Origin of the sequence: Rhizobium esperanzae, assembly GCF_002204185.1 — a bacterium.
Taxonomy (GTDB): domain Bacteria; phylum Pseudomonadota; class Alphaproteobacteria; order Rhizobiales; family Rhizobiaceae; genus Rhizobium; species Rhizobium esperanzae.
The window spans coordinates 94,304-116,627 of sequence record NZ_MXPU01000010.1; the positions used below are offsets into that span (position 1 = coordinate 94,304).

The 22,324-nt window shown below is 60.3% G+C and carries 23 protein-coding genes; all 23 read left to right on the forward strand.

Features of this window, described 5'->3' with window-relative positions:
• The first annotated feature begins 23 nt into the window (after positions 1-23).
• The 23 genes from B5E41_RS16455 (at position 24) to B5E41_RS16565 (ending at position 22,243) form a co-directional block, all read left to right on the forward strand.
• Entirely contained in the window at positions 24-935 is a 912-nt protein-coding gene (locus B5E41_RS16455; RefSeq protein ID WP_064800689.1) for a flagellin N-terminal helical domain-containing protein, read from the forward strand.
• A 296-nt stretch (positions 936-1,231) separates the two neighbouring features.
• On the forward strand, positions 1,232-2,194 hold the full coding sequence (locus tag B5E41_RS16460) for a flagellin N-terminal helical domain-containing protein (protein WP_088395230.1): 963 nt from the start codon (positions 1,232-1,234) through the stop codon (positions 2,192-2,194).
• A 202-nt stretch (positions 2,195-2,396) separates the two neighbouring features.
• Positions 2,397-3,026, forward strand: a complete 630-nt coding sequence (locus B5E41_RS16465) for a FliH/SctL family protein (protein ID WP_088395231.1) — start codon at positions 2,397-2,399, stop codon at positions 3,024-3,026.
• Positions 3,023-4,360, forward strand: coding sequence for a MotB family protein (locus B5E41_RS16470; RefSeq protein ID WP_088395232.1), 1,338 nt, complete (start codon positions 3,023-3,025; stop codon positions 4,358-4,360). The genes B5E41_RS16465 and B5E41_RS16470 overlap by 4 nt, the downstream gene beginning before the upstream one ends.
• 10 nt (positions 4,361-4,370) lie before the next feature.
• Positions 4,371-5,666, forward strand: a complete 1,296-nt coding sequence (motC, locus tag B5E41_RS16475; RefSeq protein WP_088395233.1) for a chemotaxis protein MotC — start codon at positions 4,371-4,373, stop codon at positions 5,664-5,666.
• Positions 5,663-7,093, forward strand: a complete 1,431-nt coding sequence (fliK, locus tag B5E41_RS16480; RefSeq protein WP_088395234.1) for a flagellar hook-length control protein FliK — start codon at positions 5,663-5,665, stop codon at positions 7,091-7,093. Before motC ends, fliK begins: the two co-directional genes overlap by 4 nt.
• Positions 7,014-7,598 (forward strand): lytic transglycosylase domain-containing protein, encoded by a 585-nt coding sequence (locus tag B5E41_RS16485; protein WP_088395235.1) that lies wholly within the window; start codon positions 7,014-7,016, stop codon positions 7,596-7,598. Before fliK ends, B5E41_RS16485 begins: the two co-directional genes overlap by 80 nt.
• A gap of 280 nt (positions 7,599-7,878) precedes the next feature.
• Positions 7,879-8,550 carry a transcriptional activator Rem gene (rem, locus tag B5E41_RS16490; protein ID WP_064709879.1) on the forward strand — a complete coding sequence of 224 codons (672 nt, stop codon included), beginning with the start codon at positions 7,879-7,881 and terminating at the stop codon, positions 8,548-8,550.
• A 126-nt stretch (positions 8,551-8,676) separates the two neighbouring features.
• Positions 8,677-9,981 carry a flagellar hook protein FlgE gene (locus B5E41_RS16495; protein ID WP_011424044.1) on the forward strand — a complete coding sequence of 435 codons (1,305 nt, stop codon included), beginning with the start codon at positions 8,677-8,679 and terminating at the stop codon, positions 9,979-9,981.
• 19 nt (positions 9,982-10,000) lie between these two features.
• The gene (flgK, locus tag B5E41_RS16500) at positions 10,001-11,488 is read left to right on the forward strand and encodes a flagellar hook-associated protein FlgK (RefSeq protein WP_088395236.1); all 1,488 of its coding nucleotides are present in this window, start codon (positions 10,001-10,003) and stop codon (positions 11,486-11,488) included.
• Between the two features lie 3 nt (positions 11,489-11,491).
• Complete coding sequence (locus B5E41_RS16505) at positions 11,492-12,544, forward strand: flagellar hook-associated family protein (protein ID WP_088395237.1); 1,053 nt, start codon at positions 11,492-11,494, stop codon at positions 12,542-12,544.
• Between the two features lie 36 nt (positions 12,545-12,580).
• Entirely contained in the window at positions 12,581-12,928 is a 348-nt protein-coding gene (gene flaF / locus B5E41_RS16510; RefSeq protein ID WP_064800698.1) for a flagellar biosynthesis regulator FlaF, read from the forward strand.
• The gene (flbT, locus tag B5E41_RS16515; RefSeq protein ID WP_012482697.1) at positions 12,925-13,374 is read left to right on the forward strand and encodes a flagellar biosynthesis repressor FlbT; all 450 of its coding nucleotides are present in this window, start codon (positions 12,925-12,927) and stop codon (positions 13,372-13,374) included. The genes flaF and flbT overlap by 4 nt, the downstream gene beginning before the upstream one ends.
• Positions 13,365-13,790 carry a flagellar hook assembly protein FlgD gene (gene flgD, locus B5E41_RS16520; RefSeq protein WP_088395238.1) on the forward strand — a complete coding sequence of 142 codons (426 nt, stop codon included), beginning with the start codon at positions 13,365-13,367 and terminating at the stop codon, positions 13,788-13,790. The genes flbT and flgD overlap by 10 nt, the downstream gene beginning before the upstream one ends.
• Before the next feature lie 90 nt (positions 13,791-13,880).
• A complete protein-coding gene (gene fliQ, locus B5E41_RS16525; RefSeq protein ID WP_011424049.1) occupies positions 13,881-14,147 on the forward strand; it encodes a flagellar biosynthesis protein FliQ in 267 nt (88 codons plus the stop codon).
• Positions 14,148-14,297: 150 nt separating this feature from the next.
• Positions 14,298-16,385, forward strand: a complete 2,088-nt coding sequence (flhA, locus tag B5E41_RS16530; protein ID WP_064809603.1) for a flagellar biosynthesis protein FlhA — start codon at positions 14,298-14,300, stop codon at positions 16,383-16,385.
• Positions 16,382-17,134, forward strand: coding sequence for a flagellar biosynthetic protein FliR (gene fliR / locus B5E41_RS16535; protein WP_088395239.1), 753 nt, complete (start codon positions 16,382-16,384; stop codon positions 17,132-17,134). Before flhA ends, fliR begins: the two co-directional genes overlap by 4 nt.
• Before the next feature lie 7 nt (positions 17,135-17,141).
• Positions 17,142-17,555 carry a hypothetical protein gene (locus tag B5E41_RS16540; protein ID WP_064800702.1) on the forward strand — a complete coding sequence of 138 codons (414 nt, stop codon included), beginning with the start codon at positions 17,142-17,144 and terminating at the stop codon, positions 17,553-17,555.
• 31 nt (positions 17,556-17,586) lie between these two features.
• On the forward strand, positions 17,587-18,150 hold the full coding sequence (locus B5E41_RS16545; protein ID WP_088395240.1) for a rod-binding protein: 564 nt from the start codon (positions 17,587-17,589) through the stop codon (positions 18,148-18,150).
• 122 nt (positions 18,151-18,272) lie between these two features.
• A complete protein-coding gene (locus tag B5E41_RS16550; protein WP_003556590.1) occupies positions 18,273-18,638 on the forward strand; it encodes a hypothetical protein in 366 nt (121 codons plus the stop codon).
• Complete coding sequence (locus B5E41_RS16555; RefSeq protein WP_088395241.1) at positions 18,638-19,177, forward strand: hypothetical protein; 540 nt, start codon at positions 18,638-18,640, stop codon at positions 19,175-19,177. Before B5E41_RS16550 ends, B5E41_RS16555 begins: the two co-directional genes overlap by 1 nt.
• 291 nt (positions 19,178-19,468) lie before the next feature.
• The gene (locus B5E41_RS16560; RefSeq protein WP_085858097.1) at positions 19,469-20,308 is read left to right on the forward strand and encodes a WecB/TagA/CpsF family glycosyltransferase; all 840 of its coding nucleotides are present in this window, start codon (positions 19,469-19,471) and stop codon (positions 20,306-20,308) included.
• A gap of 168 nt (positions 20,309-20,476) precedes the next feature.
• Positions 20,477-22,243, forward strand: coding sequence for a GumC domain-containing protein (locus B5E41_RS16565; RefSeq protein ID WP_088395242.1), 1,767 nt, complete (start codon positions 20,477-20,479; stop codon positions 22,241-22,243).
• Positions 22,244-22,324: the final 81 nt, after the last annotated feature.

The window sequence follows — 22,324 nt, forward strand, 5'->3', positions numbered from 1 at the left end:
TGCCAACGAGGGGCAATCATTTCATGACCAGCATTTTGACGAACGTTGCGGCCATGGCCGCTCTTCAGACTCTGCGCGGAATCAACGATAGTCTCGAAGGCACGCAGAACCGCGTATCATCGGGTTACCGCGTCGAAAAGGCGTCCGACAACGCCGCTTACTGGTCGATCGCAACCACCATGCGCTCGGATAACAAGGCTCTCTCCGCCGTTTCCGACGCTCTCGGGCTCGGCGCCGCAAAGGTCGATACGGCTTACTCCGCCATGGACAGCGCCATCGACGTGATCAGCGAGATCAAGGCGAAGATCGTCGCCGCGACGGAAAAGGGTGTGGACAAGACCAAGGTCCAGGAGGAAATCGGCCAACTGCAGCAGCAGCTCCTGAGCATTGCGCAATCGGCGTCTTTCTCCGGCGAAAACTGGGTGGCCGGCGCTGATGGCACCAAGAGCGTCGTTTCCACTTTCGTCCGCGATGGCAATGGCAATGTTTCGGTCAAGACGACGGACTACGTCCTGGACACGACATCTGTGGGCAACGTTCTCTTTGGCATGAACTCGGTTGGTTCGATCGAGACGACCTCCGGCATCATCGGCACGTCCTACGGCACGATCGGTTCGATCTACTCTATGGACATCAGCACCTTCGGTTCGGCGGAGATCTCCATGGCGCTGACGTCAATTGAGGCCGGCCTTGAAGCAATGACCAAGGCTGCCTCGCAGCTCGGTTCGATTTCCACCCGTATCGAATTGCAGGAAAACTTCGTCGGAGCCCTCAGCGATTCGATCGACTCGGGCGTCGGCCGCCTCGTCGATGCCGACATGGAAGAGGAATCGAGCAAGCTGACGGCGTTGCAAACCCAGCAGCAGCTGGCGATCCAGTCGCTGTCGATCGCCAACTCCAGCGCGCAGAACATCCTGACGCTGTTCCGCAGCTAAATCAGCCGCTGAAGCTGGACCGAATCTTGCGCCGCCGTTCGGCCGCAAGCAGGAAACTTCCGAACCGCGCCCGAAACGGCGCGGTTCTTTGTTTGATATTAATAGCTTGACTTGCGAGTCAATCCGCGTGTCGCACTCGCGCCGCCGCTCTTGCCCAACAAGTTGATATCGAGTTAACGTCGTCGTGAGTTGATTTGCTTTTGCGACGCGCCGGTGAATATCACCGGAGGCATGAGGCCACTTCTGTCGCCGCCGGCAATCCGGCCTGCCCTTTCATCTTATTCCGAGACCTGTCGATGACCGTTAAGATTACCAGCGCGGCCGCGGTGAATGCACTTGCGGTGCTGCGCAGCATCAACAAAGAAGCCAGTCAGACCCAGCAGCAAGTTTCTTCGGGCTATCGGATCGAGACGGCCGCAGACGATGCCTCCTACTGGTCGGTCGCCACCGTCATGCGCTCGGACAGCACCAATCTCGGCACGATCGGCGATGCGCTCGGTCTCGGCGCTGCCAAGGTGGATGCGACCTACACGGCGATGAATTCGGCGATCGATCTCGTCAGCCAGATCCGAGCCAAGCTGGTTGCGGCAAGAGAGCCCGGCACCGACAAGGACAAGATCAATGCCGAGATCAGTGAATATAAGGAGCAGCTGAAGAGCGTCGTCGAATCGACGTCGTTTGCAGGCGAGAACTGGTTGCTCAACAGTGACAAGGCCGCGCCGCCGACATGGTCGGTCATTTCGGGCTTCGTGCGCGCCTCGACGGGCGAATACCAGGCCCAGACGATCGACTTCCCTTCGTCGCAGACCATCCTCATCGACAAGAACAATGCGAGCGGTGGCCTGTTCACCAAGGCGATTGATGCCCAGGCGATCAACAACAGCGGCACCGGACCGCGGAACTATTATCTGCTGGACGCCGGTTCGACCACGCCGGCGACGGGCAGCGAGATCGCGATCGACAAGAACACCACCGACGCCCAGCTCGTCGACATGCTCGATGTGACCGACGCGCTGTTCTCCTCGCTGACGACGACGGCAGCCTCCATCGGTGTGATGAAGACGCGTATCGACGATCAGATCGACTACGCGGCCGATCTGTCGGATTCGATCGACAAGAGCGTCGGCGCGCTCGTCGATACCGATATGGATGAGGCTTCGATCCGCCAGAAGGCGATTGAAACCCAAAAGCAGATGGCCGTCGAAGCGATCTCGATCCTCAACACGGCTGCAAGCAAGATCCTCATTCTGCTGGAGTAGAGCTGAGCGCGATCACCAATGGCGGCGGCGCCATTCATCCTCGCGCAAGTTTGACTTCCTAGTTTCCGGCATGAAGGCATCGTCCGAAAATCGTGCCGGCGTAAGGTCAAGCCCTTGTTCGCTGCGAAGGACATGTCGCTTGCAAGGTCATTTTGAACGGGGGCGGGCATGCCGCACGTCTCCCGGACGCTGGATGGTTTCTATGAGCATTTCGCTTTCTCGGTATTTGAAGGACTTCGGCGAACCGAAGCCGTCAGCGCCGATCATCGATATCGACGATTTGGCCGGAGATGTTTTTCCGGAGACACCGAGCGAACCACCGGTCGACATCGAGGCGGAGCGGCGCGAGGCCTATGCGCAAGGCCATGCCGCGGCGACCGCTGATTTGACCGAGAAATACGAAAGTGAGGCGCGCGCTCTGGCCGAGGCCCATGCGCGCGCGCTCGAGGAACTGAAGATTCGCTACGAAGTGGAGGCGGCCGCGGTCATTGCATCCCGCGTCCTCGATATCGCCGAAGAAGTCGCTCAGCTGGTCAGCGCCCGCGCAGCCACGGCCATTGCGCCCGTCATGACGGAAGCACTTGCGGCCAAGGCTGCCGAAAGTCTCGCCGCTTTGCTGCGTGAAGCGATTCTCGAAGGCGCGGCCGGACCGATCGTCGTCAAGGGGCCGACCAGCCTCTTCGACATATTGAAAGCCGAACTCGGCGAACATGCCGCGGCGGTTCGGCACATCGAGGCCGACGATGTCGATCTAGCCGTCGAAATCGGTGACTCCGTCATCGTCACCCGTATGTCCGCCTGGGCGGCCAGCTTGAAGAAAGTTCTCGAATGAGCGACGGCGAAAACCATCACCACGGCAGAAACGAGATCATTATCGTCAAGCGGCATGGCGGCGGTGATCACGATGGTGCCCATGGCGGTGCGTGGAAAATTGCCTATGCCGACTTCATGACGGCGATGATGGCATTCTTCCTGGTCATGTGGCTGGTCAACGCCGCCAACGAGGAGACCAAGGCCGCGGTCGCGACCTATTTCAATCCGATCAAGCTTGCCGACGAAAAGCCGACCGAGAAAGGCCTGAAGAAGCCTGTCGACCATGCCGAGGGCGAGGAGAAGAAAGAAAAGTCGAAACAGAAGGAAGATAATCCGACCGAGGGCAAGTCGGCGGCCGATGGTGACGACCAGACATCGACCTCAGGCGACCAGACCAATTATTCCGAGGCCGATTTCTTCGAGAATCCCTATTCGGTTCTCGCCGAGATCGCCCAGGAGGTCGGCCAGCAGGCCAATGTCAGCGCCAAGGGCGATGGCGGCGCCGCCGATTCCGGCCCTGCCACCGGCGCCGATGGCGGGCAAGCCTATCGTGATCCCTTCGATCCGGATTTCTGGACAAAGCAGGTCGAGGTGACAACGGCGGGAAAACCCTTGCCGCCGGGCAAGAGCGAGCAGCAGGCGACCGAGAGCGAGACGACGGAGATTGCCAAGGCGGAGGATATGAAGCCGATGCCTTTGGCGACCGATCAGAAGCCCGCTAAGGAAGCCCCCGCCAAAGAAGCCAAGGAGACCAGGGAAACGACCGGCGCCGCCGAGGCCAAGGACGGCAAGGCGACGAATGGCAAAGCGCCTGAGGAGAAGAAGGCGGAAGCGCGGAAGGATGCCGAGCATCAGAAGGAAGCCGACAAGAGCACGGCTGGGGCCGAGCAGCAGCAGAAGGAAGCCGAACAGCTTCAGGCGCAGATCGCGCAACAGATCGGCGGTGTTGCCGGCAAGCTCGCCGAAGGCCTGACAGTGACGGCAGCCGAAGGTGGCCTGCTGGTCAGCATCTCCGACCAGAACGACGATTCGATGTTCAATATCGGTTCGGCTGTTCCGCGCCAGGAGATGGTGCTCGCCATGGAAAAGATCGGGACGATCCTGAAGGAGAGGGGTGGCGCGGTCGCCATCCGCGGCCACACGGACGGGCGCCAATACAAGGGTGGGCAGAACGAGAACTGGCGGCTTTCGATGGATCGCGCCCAGAGCGCCTATTACATGCTCGTGCGCGGCGGGTTGGACGAGACGCGCGTCTCCCAGGTCTCCGGTTTCGCCGATCGTCGGCTGAAGCTCCCCGCCGACCCGTTCAACGCGGCCAACCGCCGGATCGAGATCCTGGTGCAGGCGGAATAGGGATAGTCGGATGGCGCGTCGGCAGCATCGCTACGTCGGATTTATGGCCCTCGGCCTGGCGATGCTTTCGCCTGCCGCGGGCAAAGCGCAGGATCCGGGCGATCTTGCGCCGTACAAGATGCTGCGGTCATTGCAGTTCGTGCAGGATTCCGTCGTCGCCGGCGATCATTCGGCCGGCGAAATGCAGCGCTTCATGCTGGGCACCATCGACGAGCGGCTGCGGACGGCCGACACAAAGATCTTCGATGACGACCGCAATGTCGATGCGGCGTTGGTCTATACGATGAGCGGCGGCAATCCCCAGACGCTCGAATATCTGATCGCCCATGACGTCAACGGCTATTTCGACAACCGCGTCACCGATGTGCTGCGCAAATATCTGACCGGCAAGGGGCTGCTCGTCGCCAAGACACTAGAGGAAACCGCCAGGGAATATCGCGACAAGAAGATCGGTCCATACCTGGCGCTGATCGGCGGCAACGTGATGATCGCCACGAAACCGACAGATGCGCTTGACCTATACGACCAGGCACGTCTTGCCGCGCCGGGCACGATCGTCGAGGAGGCGGCCTTGCGCCGCTCCCTCGCCATCTGCGTCGACAAGGGAATGCTCGACAAGGGACTCGCCTATTCGCAGCGTTATGTCAGACGCTTCCTGCATTCGCCCTATGCCAGCCAGTTCGCCGATCTTTTCGTCAAGCTTGTCGTCGCCCATGATCACGACGTGAAACCGCAGGATGTCGTCGATATCCTCTCCTTCATGGATGCCCCGCGTCAGCGCGAGGTCTATCTGCGCATCGCCCGCGCCGCCGCGATAGCAGGCAAGCCGGAGCTGGCGCGCATGGCGGTCGAACATGTGCAGTTGCTTGGCGCGGGCACCGACAATGCCTTCGGCCCGCTCGCGGATTTTTATGGCGGCATGGCCGGCCTTCCCACGGACGATATCGACCATGCGGCGAAGAATGTCAGCGGCATCGACGGCGAAACGCTTTCGCCGCGGGATCAGGCGCTGCAGGCCGCGGCGCGGTCCGTTGCCGAGCAGATCCTGCGTGCGCCGGATCCGGCAAGCTTGACGCAAGCATCGAATCCTAACACTTCTCATCAAGAAATCACTTCTGAAAAGGCTGCGGCGATAGCCATGCAACCGGGGACGCCAGGCGCGCCTCCCGAGCCTGTTCCGGGAGGTGTGGCATCGACTGGCCAGAGCCAGGATACCGACTCCTCATTCAACGCATTTGTGACGACCAGCCGATCCAAGCTCGACGAGATCGATGGTCTTCTGGCGCAGGAAGGCAACGAACAATGATGGATCTGAGCGTCTCGGGCGGAGCCTCTGGTGCGGAGGCGGCTGCGGCCGCGAAATCCGCCAAGGCTGGAAAGGGCGATCCCGCCGGTCAGAATGGCGACTTCTCCAATGTGCTTGCCAAGGCGAGCGGCAGCGCCGCCAATGACGTGCCCGACGATGCACAGCCGGATCAGGGCGTGGTTGCCGATAGCGACGCGGCGAAGGCGGCGCGGACGATCCGCAACCGCGCCAAACCGTTGATCGATCTTAGTGACGCCGCACTGAAGGCGCAGACTGAGGTGCAGCCGGAAACGATCGCCAATGGCGAAAAGACTGCCGCAAAGCCCGCAAAGGATCAGCGCAAATTGCCGGACGATCTCGGCAAGCTCGATGGCAAGGATCCGTCCGCCGACGAGGCCGGGCAGGTGGCCAAGGGCGTCAAGCACGTCAAGAGCGACCTCTCGAAAACGGATGCGGATGCGGACAGCGAGGAGGATGACGGCGGCATTTCCGATGTACTCGGCCTGCTGAAGCAGGAGCCCGCCGGCGCGGCGGTCGTCTTGCCGGCCGCCGCGGCGGCGCATCTCGCTGCCGCCACGCCCGGGGAGCCTGTCGACAAGAAGACCGCGTCTGACGCCAAAACGAGCGGCCACGCAACCGATGCCCTGGCGGCCGTCAGCGGCAATGTCGAAGACGTTAAGGTGGACGAGATCGGGGTTCCAGGTGCGGAGAACGCCGACGCCGCTGACGGCAGAACCTTCCGGCTCAGCCGCGCCGACGGCCGCGGCGTATCGATGGATGTTCACCTCGGTGCGGACCAGGCCGGGCCGAAGGACGGCTCAAAGAAGGCCGACGTCGAAAACGTCTCGGTCCTCGAATCGCGCCGCTATATCGGCCTGGCGCAGAATACGAATTCGGCAGCGGTCACCGCCGCTCTCTCCGGCGATTCCGAATGGGCGCGCGCCATGCAGCCGAGTTCGGCGCTCTCCAACGCGGCGGAATGGACAAGCACCGGCAAGGTGGTCAATACGCTGAAGATCCAGATGAACCCGATCGATCTCGGCCTGGTGACGGCGACCATGCGCCTGACCGGCGACGCTCTGAACGTCGACCTCAAGGTCGAAACCGGCGCCGCCTACCGGCAGCTGAAGGAAGATCACGGCAAGATTCTCGAAGCGCTGCGCAGCCAGGGCTATGCGGTCGACAACGTCACCATCAGCATGGCCCCCGTCGAGCGAGCCGACGCCGGCAACCAGGCCGGCAGCCAGGGGCAGGCCTCCCAGCAGCAGTCGCTCGCTCAGCAAGGGCAGGGCGGCGAGGCGCGCGAGCGCCACAATCAGATGGCGCAGCGGATGGATGGAGGCTTCAATGGCGCAGGCGAGACCGGTATCGAAGACGTCTCTGCTGGCGGTGCTCGCAGCAGCGGCGCTGGCGGCGTTTACCTCTGAGGGGGCCGCTTCCACCGGTGCCTGCGAACGCGAAATCCAGTCGGCTGCGGTCAAATACGGTATCCCGGAAGGCATCCTTTATTCGGTCGGTCTGACGGAGACCGGTCGCAAGGGCTCACTCTATCCGTTTGCCATGAACGTCGAAGGCAGGGCGATTTTTCCGCCTTCGGAAGAGGATGCGATGAGGCAGTTCGATGTCGCCCGCAGAAGGGGGGCGAAGCTCATCGACATCGGCTGCATGCAGATCAATCATTATTATCACGGCGAGAATTTCGCCTCCGCCGAAGATATGTTCGATCCGCATCGCAACGTCGAATATGCGGCGAAGTTTCTTCGCAACCTGCATGACCGTCATGAGACGTGGACGATGGCGGTAGCGAGATACCATGCAGGGCCGAACAACAACCCGGCGCAGAAGCAATATGTCTGCCGCGTCATCGCCAATTTGGTGGCCACGGGCTATGGCAAGTGGACTCCCAATGCGAGTAACTTCTGCCAAAATTAATTCAACCAAAGAGGGAAATGCCGAATTATGACAAAACTGTGTCGTAATGTGGCAGGAATCCGGCGCCAAATCGGTGTGCAAGTCACATTTAACTGCTCGTTAACTTTTCCACGAAACTTTTGTGTGGATATCCAAGCGCAGCCACTACATGTAGATCAAATCGCCACACAGGTCTTAATCAATTATTAATTTCCGCCATTCACTTTAACGAGTTGTCGCCGATTCGTGCGATTCGTACCCATAGATCATCGAAGTGCCACACTGATTCGGAGGCGGACGAATGATCGTAGTGGTTGATGAGCGTGAGCTCGTAAAAGACGGATACACATCCCTGTTTGGCCGGGAGGGCATTCCCTCCACCGGCTTTGATCCATCGGAATTCGGCGAGTGGGTGCAGACCGCCGCGGATTCGGATATTGCGGCGGTCGAGGCCTTCCTGATCGGGCAGGGCCAGCGCAGCTTCGAACTGCCCCGGGCGATCCGGGACCGCTCGATGGCGCCGGTGATCGCGGTCAGCGACCAGCCCTCGCTCGAAAACACCCTTGCGCTTTTCGATTGCGGCGTCGACGACGTGGTGCGCAAGCCGGTCCATCCGCGGGAAATTCTCGCGAGAGCGGCCGCGATCCGGCGCCGGCTGAAGGCGATCGCCAACTACACCGATATCGGTGGCATCCGCGTTTTCTCGGATGGTCGTGACCCCGAGATCAACGGCGAGGTCTTTGCGCTCCCCCGGCGCGAGCGCCGCATCCTCGAATATTTGATCGCCAACCGCGGTCGCAGGGTCACTAAGACCCAGATCTTCAACGCCATCTACGGCATCTTCGATGAAGAGGTCGAGGAGAACGTCGTCGAAAGCCACATCTCGAAGCTGCGCAAGAAGCTGCGCAAGAAGCTCGGCGTCGATCCGGTCGATTCCAAGCGCTTCCTCGGCTACTGCATCGACTGGGCCTGATTTTTCCGGCCGGGTGACGACGCCCGGCTGAACCTCGATATTGGCCTCGCTGCTCGCCATGTCAGACAGCTTCACGCAAGGCCCGACAAATACTCTCGAGTTTAACAGGTAAAACGAGGTTTTCAGATGAGCATTTTCGGCAGCATGAAGACGGCAGTGTCGGGCATGAACGCGCAGGCAAACCGCCTCAGCACCGTCTCCGACAACATCGCCAACGTGAACACGACCGGTTACAAGGCCGTATCGACGAGCTTCTCCTCGTTGGTTCTTCCCTCCTCGGGCGGCAACTACAATTCCGGCGGCGTTCAGACCTCCGTGCGCCAGGCCGTCTCCGACCAAGGTGATATTTCTTACACGACCTCCACCACCGATCTTGCGATTTCGGGCGACGGCTTCTTCATTGTCCAAGGACCCGACGGCACGCCGGTTCTGACGCGCGCCGGCGATTTCCAGAAGGACGACGAAGGCAATCTCGTCAATGCCGCCGGATTCCAGCTGATGGGCTATTCCTACGACTCCGGCGCTCCCGCCGTCGTCGTCAATGGTTTCGATGGTCTCGTTCCCGTTAACGTCAACCAGGAAGGGCTGACCGCCATCGCCTCGACATCGGGTGTCTTCAAGGGCAATCTCGATTCCGGCGCCAATATCGCTCCGGTCGCCCCCGCCACGCTGCCGAGCGCCAACGCAGCCACCACGACGGCCGACACCAAGAAGTTCTCGATGGTCGCCTACGACCATCTCGGCAACAAGGTGATGTACGACTTCTACTTCACGAAGACCTCGGTCGTGACGCCGCCGCCGGCAACCGGTACGGCGAGCACTTGGGAAGTTGCGGTCTTCCGCAACGCCGATGCGGCGACGGGCGGCACAACCTCCTTCCCATACACTGGTGGTGCCGGCGCCGTTGTCGCCTCCGGAAACCTTACGTTCGACCGCAACGGCAAGATGCTGACGGGCGGCGCCCTCCCGATTGCCGATACGAAGAACGCTTTGTCGATCAACATGGATCTGTCGGGCTTCACGCAGCTTGGCGCCGCCTTTGCCGGCACCGGCACGCCGAACGGTCAGGCGGCGAGCCCGGTCAAGGACGTCACGATCGATGGCGACGGCATCGTCTACGCCAAATACGAAGACGGCAGCACCAAGCCGCTCTATCGCATTCCGCTCGCCAATGTCGCAAGCCCGGATAAGCTGACGCTGATGAGCGGCAACGTCTACAGCGCCAACGGCCAGTCCGGTGTCACCGTCACCGGTTTCCCCCAGACCAACGGCCTCGGCACGATCAAGTCGGGCGCTCTCGAAGGTTCGAACGTCGATCTTGCCGGCGAACTGACCGAGATGATCGAAGCACAGCGCAGCTACACCGCCAATTCGAAAGTGTTTCAGACGGGGTCCGACATCATGGACGTCCTCGTCAACCTCAAGAGATAAGTAAGGTAACGGGTAAGCCATGTCGCTCACGTCCGCACTTAACACCGCGCAGAACATATTCAACAATACCGGCACGCAGAGCAGTGTCGTATCGAACAATATCTCGAATGCGGGCAACAAGGACTACGTGCGTCGGCAGGCGATGCTCACCACGTCACTGAACGGCGCGCAGGTGGTCAAGATAGACCGGGCCCAGGAAGATGCCCTGCTGCGCCAATATCTGAAGTCATCCTCTCAGGACAGCGCTCAGCAGACCCTGCTGAGCGGTCTGGAGGATCTCAAGTCGATTATGGGCGGCAACGACTATGAAACGTCGCCCTCCACCTATCTCGGCGTTTTCCAGCAGAAACTGCAGGCTTTCAGAACCTCGCCGGGCAGCACGGTAGCCGCCCAGGGTGCCGTCACAGCCGCCCAGGACGTCGCCAACTCCTTGAACAATGCCTCGCAATCCGTTCAGGATGTCCGCGCCAACGCCGACAAGGAAATAGCCACCGCGGTCGATACGCTGAACACGCTTCTCAGCGAGTTCGAGAAGGCCAATAACGCGGTCAAGACCGCGACGGCCACAGGTGCGGATACATCCGGCGCTCTCGATGAACGCGAGAAAGTCCTGAAGCAGATTTCGCAGATCGTCGGCGTCAGCGCGACGACGCGCGACAACAACGACATGGTGCTGAGCACGCCGGACGGAACGATCCTCTTCGAGACGATCCCGCGCAGGGTGACGTTCAAGTCCCAGGATATCTATACAGCCAGCACCGTCGGCAATTCCGTCTATATCGACGGTGTTGCGCTGCCGCTCGGTAAGGGTTCGACGACGACGGGGCAGGGAAGCCTCCAGTCACTCCTGCAGATCCGTGATGAGATCGCCCCCAATTTTCAGAAGCAGCTCGACGAAACCGCCCGTGGCCTCGTCTCGCTCTTCAAGGAGCAGAACACGGCAGGACCCCCGGCCTATGTGCCCGGCCTCTTCACCTGGAGCGGCGGCACGGTCGATACCGGCGCCACCGCGGTCGCCGGCATGGCTTCGACCATCTCAGTCAGCACCCGCGTGATCACCTCGCAGGGCGGTGACCCGATGCGCCTGCGCGATGGCGGCGTCAACGCCGCCGGCGTCGTCTTGAACACGTCGGGCGTCAGCGGTTATACGGCTGAACTCGACCGTCTTTATACGGCGATGACATCCGACATGGATTTCGACCCGGCAGCTGGAGCGCCGGTCGGCTTCGACGCCACGACGGGCATCGATTCCAACGTCAGCATCATGGAATATGCCACCAATTCCCTCGGCTGGCTCGAGCAGTACCGCAGCAACGCAACGACGGCGGCCGAAAACACCGCAGCGGCACTGTCACGCTCCGACGAAGCCTATTCCAATGAGACCGGCGTCAACCTCGACGAGGAGCTGACGCTGCTCCTCGATATCGAGCAGTCCTACAAGGCGGCGACCAAGATCCTGAACGCCGTAGACGAAATGTTGAAGTCATTGCTGGATATTGCGAGTTAAGCCATGAAGAGCTCATTTATTTCAAGTTCGGCCATTCAGAATGCGATGCGGTTGACGATCCGTCAGGCGCAGAACCAGATGACGAAGGCGACGATGGAAGCGACGACCGGAGTCTACGCGGATATCGGTGTTTCGCTGGGAGGCAATGCCGCCAGAAGCGTGGATTTCACCCGCGAGACCGACCGAATAGACTCGATCAAATCAAGCAATTCGCTCGTCACCGCGCGCATGGAATCCTCGCAGCTCGGCCTTTCCAAGATGAAGGACGTCGGCGACGGCCTCGTGTCGAAGCTGACGGCGCTCCAGGGAAGCCACGACCCGGGCAGCATCATCGTCGCCATTCAGTCGGCGACCAGCGCACTTTCGACCATGATGGATACGGCCAACACAATGGTGAACGGGGAATATCTGTTCTCCGGCATCAACACCGACGTGCAGCCGCTGACCGACAAGACGACCGCCACGAGTACGGCAATCGTTACCGCTTTGAACACTTATGCAGCCGGTCTTGTCCCGCCGAAAGCGGTCAGCGACCTCACCGGCGATGAGATGGAGACTTTCATCACGACCACGGTCGAGCCGATGTTCAGCGAAGCGAACTGGACCAACACGACGACCGGCTGGTCGCAGGCATCGAGCCAGAACATGACGAGCCGCATCAGCAACTCGGAAGTGATCGAATCCTCGACCAATGCCAATTCCGAAGGCATGCGTTATATGGCGCTTGCCTCGGTCATGACCACCGCGCTGCTCGGGCAGGACCTCAGCACCGATGCAATGACGACGGTGTCCAAGCAGGCCATCAGCTACACGGCCAAGGCCACAAGCGGTCTGGTGACCCAGGCAAGCCAGCTCGGCCTCTCCCAGGAGCGCGTCAAGAAGTCCAACGACGCTCTCGATGCCCAGTCGAACATTATCAAGAATAAGCTGGTCGATCTTCAGGGCGTCGACCCGTACGAAGCCTCGACTCTCGTCAAGACTTTGGAAACGCAGCTTGAAACCGCTTACACGATCGTCTCGAAGATCCAGCAGTTGAGTCTCGTGAACTACCTTTGATGAGCAAAGGCGCGCAATATAAAGAAGGATGCATGAATGTATCAGTTCTCGTATGCCGAAGTCATGCAGGACTCGGTGGCCGACGCGAAAGAGCGGGAATGGCAGGTTCTTGACCGGTCCATAGAACTGCTGGCGTTGGCGCGCGACAAGGAAAAATACGGTCGGGAAGCCATCGAAGCCCTGTTTTATACGCGCCGGGTGTGGATCAGCTTTATCGAGGATCTGAAACATCCGGAAAACCAGCTGGACATCCAGCTCAGGGCCAACCTCATCTCGATTGCGATCTGGATATTGAAGGAATGCGACAGGATCAGAAAACGTCTGTCTAATAACTACCAGGGCATCATCGACGTTACCACCATCATCAGGGATGGACTTAAATGAAAAGTACACTTCGAATTTCTCTGAAAGCCGGAGAAAGAATCTTCATCAACGGCGCCGTCCTGCGTGTCGACCGCAAGGTCGCGCTGGAATTCCTGAACGATGTGACGTTCCTTCTCGAGAATCACGTCCTCCAGCCGGAAGGCGCAACGACACCCCTGCGCCAACTCTATTTCATCGCGCAGATGATCCTCATCAATCCCGAAGGCAAGGACCACTCGACGGCGATGTTCCGCAAGTCGATCACCATGCTGCTCACCTGCTTCAAGAATGAAGAGATCCTCGCTGAGCTGAAGCGGATCGACGCGCTTGTGTCGACCGGCCGCGCCTTCGATGCCTTGAAGGCGATCCGCGGTCTCTACGCGATCGAAGACAATATCCTCAACAATCACGAACTGCCGCCGACGATGGTCGAGCAGATTCGCAGGGAGATCGCACCATGGCGGTAGACGCAACGTCAAGCGTGACGAGTTCGACCTCGACGAGCTCGAGCTCGTCTCAGAGCAAGGCGACGCTGAACTACGACAATTTCCTTCAGCTGCTCATCGCGCAGATGAAGAACCAGGATCCGACCGATCCGATGGATGCAAGCGAGCAGGTCGCTCAGCTTGCCACCTTCTCGCAGGTCGAGCAGACGATCCAGACCAACACCAAGCTGGATACGCTTCTGGCAAGCTCGAGCCTGACCCAGGCCAGCAGCTATGTCGGCAAATATATGGAAAGCGCCGACGGCACCGTCAAAGGCATCATCGATTCCGTCAAAGTTTATTCCGACGGCATCATTGCGACGACCACGGATGGCGATAAGATACTCGTGCAGGCGGGAATCACTGTTGCCGACGAGGCGCCGAGCAGCAGCTCCTGACGCAAGGGCCGCCAGCGCGCCGGACAAACCAGATCAATCGCAGCCCTGTTATAGCGGGGCTGCTTCGAGGCGATATGAGGTTGCCTTCAGATGAATGAAGCTGACGCATTGGATCTGTTCCAAGCCGCAATCTGGACGGTCCTGATTGCCTCCGGTCCGGCGGTTCTCGCCGCGATGGTGGTGGGTCTCGTCATTGCCTTGATCCAGGCGCTGACCCAGGTGCAGGAAGCGACACTGACCTTCGTGCCGAAGATTGTCGCGGTGCTGGTTGTGGTCGGCATCACCGCCCCCTTCGTCGGCTCGCAGATTTCCATTTTCACCAATCTCGTCTTTTCGCGCATCCAGTCCGGCTTCTAAGCAATTCGAGCAAAACTGCGCAGCGGTTCTACGCCTCCATGAAAAGCTGAACCGCTTCTCAGCCACCTTCGCGCAAGCTTCGCCATTTAATTCTCGATCCGAATTGGGCGGACCCATGTCCGCCTCCTCTCATGAAGAGACGGAATCGTCATGGCGCAACCACCTGCACTCCCCCTCCCGAAAGTCGCCCCGAGCCTGCGCGATATCGGTTTCGCCCTCGGCATCATCGGCATCATCTGCATTCTCTTCCTGCCGATCCCGCCGTTCCTGATCGATATGGGGCTGGCCTTCTCGATCGCCTTCTCGGTGCTGATCCTGATGGTCGCGCTATGGATCCAGAAGCCGCTCGATTTCTCGTCCTTTCCGACCATTCTGCTGATCGCGACGATGACACGGTTGGCGCTCAACATCGCGACGACTCGTGTCATCCTGTCCCACGGCAATGAAGGCCACGATGCGGCCGGCGGCGTCATTGCCGGTTTCGCCAGTCTCGTCATGTCCGGCGACTTCGTCATCGGGCTGATCGTCTTCCTGATCCTCATCACCATCAACTTCATCGTCATTACCAAGGGTGCCACGCGTATCGCCGAAGTCGGCGCGCGTTTCACCCTGGACGCCATCCCCGGCAAGCAGATGTCGATCGATGCCGATCTCTCGGCCGGCATTATCGACGAAAAGGAAGCCCAGCGCCGGCGCAAGGAGCTCGAGGAGGAAAGTTCCTTCTTCGGCGCGATGGACGGTGCGTCGAAATTCGTGCGCGGCGATGCCGTCGCCGGTCTCATCATCACCGCGATCAACGTCTTCGGCGGCATCATCATCGGCTATTTCCGCCACGGCATGCCGATCGGCGAAGCGGCCGACGTCTTCGTCAAGCTCTCCGTCGGCGACGGCCTCGTCTCGCAGATGCCGGCCCTCATCGTTTCGCTCGCGGCCGGCCTTCTCGTGTCACGCGGCGGTACGACCGGCTCCACCGACCAGGCTGTCGTCAACCAGCTGAGCGGCTATCCCCGCGCGCTCTCCGTCTCGGCCGTCTTGATGTTCGTTCTCGGCCTGATGCCGGGCCTGCCGACCATTCCCTTCACCGTCCTCGGCGGTCTTCTCGCCTTCGGCGCCTGGTTCATTCCGCGGCAGGTCGAGGCCGAAAACAAGCTGCGCCGCGAACAGGAGGAAAAGAAGGTCGTCCAGAGCAAGGAGCTGGAGAAGGATTCGGTCAAGTCGGTGCTCCGCACCTCCGAAATCGAGCTCGCGCTCGGCAAGATGGTCTCGACGCGCCTGCTCGGCGCTCACCAGGAACTGGCGTTCCGCGTCGGCAAGATGCGCAAGAAGTTCGCCACTCAATACGGTTTCGTCGTGCCGGAAATCAAGGTCACGGACGACATCGCCATCGCCGAGAAATCCTATCAGATCCGCATTCATGGCACGACGGTCGCATCCAATCTACTGCGTGTCGGGGAAGTCCTGGTCGTCACCGGCGCCGGTCGCAAGCCCAGCATTCCGGGTGATGAAATCCGCGAACCCGCTTTCGGCATGCCGGCCGTCTCGATCCTCGAAAACTTCGCCGACGATTTGAAACGCGAAGGTTTCCAGCCGATCGACAACGTTTCCGTTGTGCTCACGCACATGAGCGAGGTCATTCGCAACAACCTGCCGCAGCTTCTGTCCTACAAGGACGTCAAGGTGCTGATCGACCGCCTCGACCCGGAATACAAGAAGCTCGCCGATGAGATCTGCTCGTCGCACATGTCCTATTCCGGCCTGCAGGCGGTGCTCAAGCTCCTGCTTGCCGAGCGGGTGTCGATCCGCAATCTGCATCTCATCCTCGAAGCGGTGGCCGAGCTCGCCCCGCATGTCAGGAAGACCGAGCAGATCGTCGAGCATGTCCGCATCCGCATGGCCCAGCAGCTCTGTGGCGATCTCGCCGACAATGGCGTCCTGCGTGTGCTCAGGCTCGGCAGCAAGTGGGATCTCGCCTTCCACCAGGCGCTGAAGCGCGATGCCAAGGGCGAGGTGATCGAATTCGACATCGATCCCAGAAGCCTTGAGGAGTTCAGCGAGCAGGCCAGCAAAGTTATCCGTGAGTTCATGGACCGCGGCCTGCCATTCGCCCTTGTCACGTCGCCGGAAACACGCTCCTATGTGCGCATGATCATCGAACGGCTGTTCGCCACGCTCCCGGTCCTGTCGCATGTCGAATTGGCCAAGGGCATCGAGATAAAGATTTTGGGCTCGATTTCATGATAACAGACCCGCAAGGGACGGTTCTTGCGCTGTTTCTGGTTTTCTGCCGGATCGGCGGCTGTGTGCTGGTTCTTCCGGGTTTTTCCTCGGCGCGCGTGCCCGAGCAGCTGCGCGTCTTCATTGCTCTCGCGCTGTCGATCGCCGTCATGCCGCTGCTCTGGGACACTGTTTATCCCGCCGTCCACACGGGATCAGGAACCTATATCGGCCTGATCTTCAGCGAATCACTGATCGGCGTGATGTACGGCATGCTGGCCAGGCTCTATACGCTCGGCATGCAATTCGCCGCGACGATCCTCGCCATGATGGTCGGTTATACCCAACCGGGTTCGGCCGATGTCATCGAAGACACCCCCGAGACCAGCCTTTCCGCCTTCATCACCTTTGCCGGCATCATGATTCTCTTCATCATGGATTTCCATCATATCGTCTTCCGCGCCCTCATCGATTCTTACACGACCATGCCTTTCGGCGGCGTGGTGCAGATGCGCGCGACGCTGATTTCCTTCACCGACACGCTCGAGCAGACGACCTACATCATGCTGCGGCTGTCGAGCCCCTTTCTGATCTACGGCATGATCTTTAACGTCTCGATCGGCTTCATCAACAAGCTGGCGCCGCAGATCCCGGTCTATTTCATTTCCACGCCCTATCTCCTGATGGGCGGGCTCTTCCTGCTTTACATCTCGATTGCGGCGCTGATCAGCCAGTTCGGCCAGGCCTTCAGTTCGATCTACATCGGGCGATGAGGCTGTCATGATCGAGAAGAGCCGTTCCCAGAAGCTCAAGCGCCTCCTATCGGTGCAGCGGCATATCGAAAGGATGGCGGAAAACGATCTCGCCGAAACCAGCCGTCAACGCATCGAGGTCAATGCAGCGATGGACGACGTCATCGTCGCACTCGGCTCGATGGATCCCGTCCACCACGCTTTCTCACAGAATTATGCCGATCGATTCGGCAGGCTCACTATCAAGGATCAGCAGCTGACCGGCATGCAGCAGATCCACGAGATGCGGCTGTCGCGCGAACGCGCCAAGGCCGATCGGCTGGAAGAGGGCATGAAAGAGGCCTTGGACGCCGAGCGCCGCGAGGCCGACGACAATGCCGTTTACGATGTGATCGATCAGCAATTCGCAACGCCAGCCTCCAGCAAGCTTCAAAAACCATAATCGTTGCGATCTTAATTCAGAGGATTGTAACGTGGCTATTTCGCCTCCCAGTGATCTGGTCCTGGACGTGGTCAAAGCTGCCGACCCCATGGAGGTTCAGGCAGCCCAGGAAAAATTGAAGGCAAATCGTGCGGCCTTTGCCGCGACGAGCCTCGCCGAGAACGGCAAGGGCTTCTCCAATACGGTCGACGTTCTCGATCATGTCGGCCAGAAGAGCGGCCTCTCCAACATCCAGAACCGCACCAAGACCGAGGAGGTTCCGGAAAGCTACCGGAAGTTCGAGGCCATGGTGCTGCAGAACTTCGTCAAGTCGATGCTGCCGAGCGAGAGCGAGGACGTCTACGGCAAGGGCGCGACCGGCGATATCTGGAAGGGCATGATGGCCGAGCAGCTCGGCAACACCATGGCCAAGGGCGACGGCATCGGCATCGCCAAGCAGATGTACAGCGAGCAGCTGCGCCGCCAGGAAGGCAAGATCGTCAATGCCGCGCCCGATGATCGCGACCGCAACACTGCGCTCAGCATGATCGATGACTTCCAGCGCAGGACTTTCGGCACGCCGACCGCCGACTCCAAGACCGATAGAACAGGATGATTTGGGCCTGTTGGCCTGAAATCTGAATCCTGTTCTCAATTATTAGTTAGAGCATGATGTCGCCCGAAAGCCGCGCACGCTTTTCGGCATCATGCTCTAAGCGACACATAACCGAGGGCACAATGGAAATAGTTTCGAACGAATACAGGATCAAATCCGTTCTCGGACGCCTCGAGATGATCATCGACAATGAGAACACCCGGATCGGCAACGATCCGCAGTTCGACCTCAAGGTCTCCAACGCCCATAAGAGCCGTTGCCTCTACGAGCTGTCGATGCTTTTCCGCGATACCGATCCGGCCGAGCTTGCCGCTGCCCATCTCGATCAGCTGCATGGCCTGAAAAAGAAGCTGGTTCTGAACGCCCGGCGTGTCGAGGCGCATCTCGAAGCGGTTCGTGCCGTGGCCGACCTCCTGAAGAATGCGGTTCAGGACGCCGACGCCGACGGCACCTATTCCCAGGAACAATTCGCCGCGCGTGGAAACTGATGGTCAAGCTCGTCCTCACCGGTATCTGGGTTTGCGCCATCACCTTGGCATCGGTCTATTTTTCGGTGTACGTGGCGACGGCGCCGGCACCCGCGGCAACGGATTCCAAGCAGAACGGGCTCGAACTGGTGAAGGGCGAAACGGTCACTGTGCCGGTCATCGGCGACGGTGCGATCACCGGTTATTTTCTCGGCCGCATTTCCTTCATGATGAACAAGGACATGCTGAAGGGCGTGACCTTGCCGCTGACCGAGATGACGACCGACGAACTTTTCAGCCTGCTCGTAGGCAACAAGATGGTCGATCTTGCCCACATCAAATCTTTCGACCCGAAAGCCTTTCGCGAGGAGATCAGGAAGGGCATGAACGAGCGCCTCGGCGGCGAGTATGTCGCCGACGTAATGCTGGAGCAGCTCGATTATCTCTCCAAGGAAGAGGTCAAGGAAAACTCTGCCGGTCAACCGAAGAAGCTCGGCGCACCGGTCAAGATCATCGAAGGCGCACCAGCCGAGGGAGCACCGGCCTCGGCCGCCCATTGAAACAACGGATTATCGATGCAGCAACGGCGCCTTCGGGCGCCGTTTGTCGTTGGGCCGCCTTTGGTTAATAAACTACTTATACGAGCATCAAAATCCAAAGAATTTTCCTAAGGGTTGTTTGAAACCGTCCTGTTATATCAGGTGGCACAGCTTGGCATGCGTCGTATCCGCGATCGGGCGACGTTGTTCCATGCGTGACGCGACCGGTTCTTTCGAGACCTCCGGGGTGCGGAATATGGGCTTGTTTTCCGGGATGTCGGGCACATGGCGCACCCTCGGCAGGAGGTAGGAATGAATTTGATTGCAAATTTCGCGGTGCTTGCGTCGCGGCGGACGATCTTCGATCTGCCGGTCTGCGACCTCGGCTGGGACGATGCCCTCGTTTTCATCAACGAGCTCGCCTCCATTCCCGTCGGTCAGACCGTGGTTTGCTTCGTCAACGCCCATAACATGCTGACGGCGCTGCGAGACGATGAATATTACCGGATCATGTCGCACAATCTGGTGCTGCCTGATGGCATCGGCCTCAACATCGCTTCAAAAATCGCCCATGGCGCGCCGTTTCCCGCCAACTTGAACGGCACGGATTTCGTCCCGGCCTTCCTCACGTTCATGGAGGCCCCACGCCGCATCGGCCTGATCGGCGGCAAGCGCTCGGTCATCGAGGCGGCTGCGGAAAATTTCCGCAAGCATACGCCGTGGCATGAATTTGTCGTTATTTCCGACGGCTTTTTCGACAAGGTCGACTCCACTGATGTCATCTTGGAGGTCGAGCGCCAGAAACTCGACATTCTGATCGTCGGCATGGGAACGCCGCTGCAGGAGAAATGGGTTCACGACAATATCCGTGCCGACCATGCGCGCCTGGTGCTGACGGTGGGCGCTCTCTTCGACTTCGTTTCCGGCGCCGTGCCGCGAGCGCCGAAGACCGTGCGGATGATGCGTCTGGAATGGGCCTATCGCCTGATACAGGAGCCCGCACGCCTCTGGCGGCGCTACATCGTCGGCATTCCGGTCTTCCTATTTCATGTCCTGCGCTACCGCTTCCGCCGGCGCGAAAGAATTCTCGGCCAGCCGGAAGAGCCCCGCAGCGTCGTGCAGCCGCCGGTCGACCGCAGGAAGGCGAGTTGAGCCTGCAGCGTCCGCGGTCGGCGCATAAGCAGCCTATCGAGGAACGGGCCGCAATTCTTGCCGGCGGCGGTTAACCATTTCTTTGCCATGAAAATTTAGAGTGGCTTAATCATCTGCATCGCGTGCGGATGAGCGAACTCGGCCATCATGTGCATGAGATGTGGCGCAATGTACAATAGCAGGGCCAGAAGCAGTTTTCTTGATCGGGTAGCCGCAAGGCCGCGCGCCGATGACGATCCCTATCGGCAGTCCCGATTGAACGGACCGCATATCGGCCCGTCCGAAGCCGACCTGCTGCGCGCCATCGGCCGTGTGCTGGAAGAGCAGCGCATGAAGGCGGTGCCCGAGGCGCCGCTCGTCGACCGCATCGAAACCATTCTCGGCAACCGCCTCCGGGCTGCCAATGATGTCGGTCACCGTCTTCCGCCGGAACCAGCACGTTATGAGGAGCCGGTGGCTTCCGACGGCGGCCCGGCGATTTCGGTCGAACCGCTCACCGCAATTCATCAGGAACCGCTCGAGACCCGACCGGCAGAGCCGGAACGCCGCGCGGGAAAGGCCGGCTTTGCGGCAACGGTCGCTGCCGCAACAATCCTGGGCTCCGGTCTGCCGATGCTGATGCCGGCTGCGCCCGCCCTCTACCGCGCCGAAACGACGCTTGCCGTGAAAACGGATGCCGCAAGCCGCGCCGCTTTCACGCAGGCTGCGGCCAAGGGACTGCTGTCGGCGCGCGTGGTAACGTCGACGGTCGCCACCCTGAAGCTCGATCACGATCCTGAATTCGTCGGGAGGGGGGCCAATGCGCTCGGCGTTGCATTCGATCTCCTCTCTGGCACCGGTGCCGCCGCCGATCCGGCCTCGCGCGCCGAGGCGGCGCTGAAACATGCAGTCGAGATCGTGCCCGATGCCGCCGCCGGCACGATTCTCGTCAGGGTGACGACCGCAGACAGCGGCAAATCCATGCGCATCGCCGCGCGGCTTGCCGAAACCGGTTCCACAGGTAGCGGCCAAGGCCGGAGCGTTGAGACTGACGCCACCCTGCGCAAGGCCTATGACGAGGCTCAGGCGGAGCTTGCCGCCTTCACGGCAAAGAGCGGCGAAGGCAACGTCAAGGTGGCAATCGAACTTCGCCGCCAGATCGACCGGCTCGATGCCGATCTGAAAGAGGCCGAGGAGAGCATCCTTGCCGCCAAGGCGAAGGCCGACCAGCTCAAGGCCGCAAAACTTGCCGATGTGCTCGATGGTTCGCTCTCCTCCGACATGATTTCGCCGGCGTTGCAGGACTGGCGCGACAAATATGCCCTCGCTAGGACGGCGCTTGCCCAGCTTTCCGCCGAACTCGGGCCCCGCCATCCGCGCCTGCTGCAGCAGCAGGCCGAAACCGACGGCCTCAAGGAGAATATGGGCAAGGAGCTTGCCCAGCTCGCTCAGGCTGCCAATGCCGCCGCCAAGGCCGCGGTCGATGCGCGCAAGGGCCTGAACGATCGCCGCAACACTCTGATCGCCCAAAGCCGGGATACCGGCGTCGATCTGTCGCGGCTGACCGAGCTGCGCGAGAAGGCGAATGCTGCGCGCTCGCGGCTGGAAGAGGCGGCGTCCGCATCGGGGGCAGCCGACGACGGCCATATGACCATGCTCAAGCCGCCGCTGGCGTCGGCGATATCGGCAACGGACGGCCTGACCGGCCGCGCGCTTGCCGGCGCCGCCACAGGCCTGGCAATCGGTCTTGCCCTGGCTTTCCTGCTGTCTTTGCGCAAATCCGTCGCGTCTCCGGCAACGGAATTGCCGGCGTCTCCGCCCGTTGCTTCTCCGCCGCCATCGCCCGTGCCGGCCCCGGCGGCGGTCGACGAGATCGAGCTGCTGCGCTCCGAAATCTCGGGCCTGCGCGATCGGCTTCGTGTTCACGTGATGGAAACGCGGCAACCGCGGCGCTGAACGAACATTTCCTTGCAAATTTGATATTGCCTTGCCGCTTTCCGACAGGATAGGGCGTTAGCGGGCATTTGACGCTCGTCA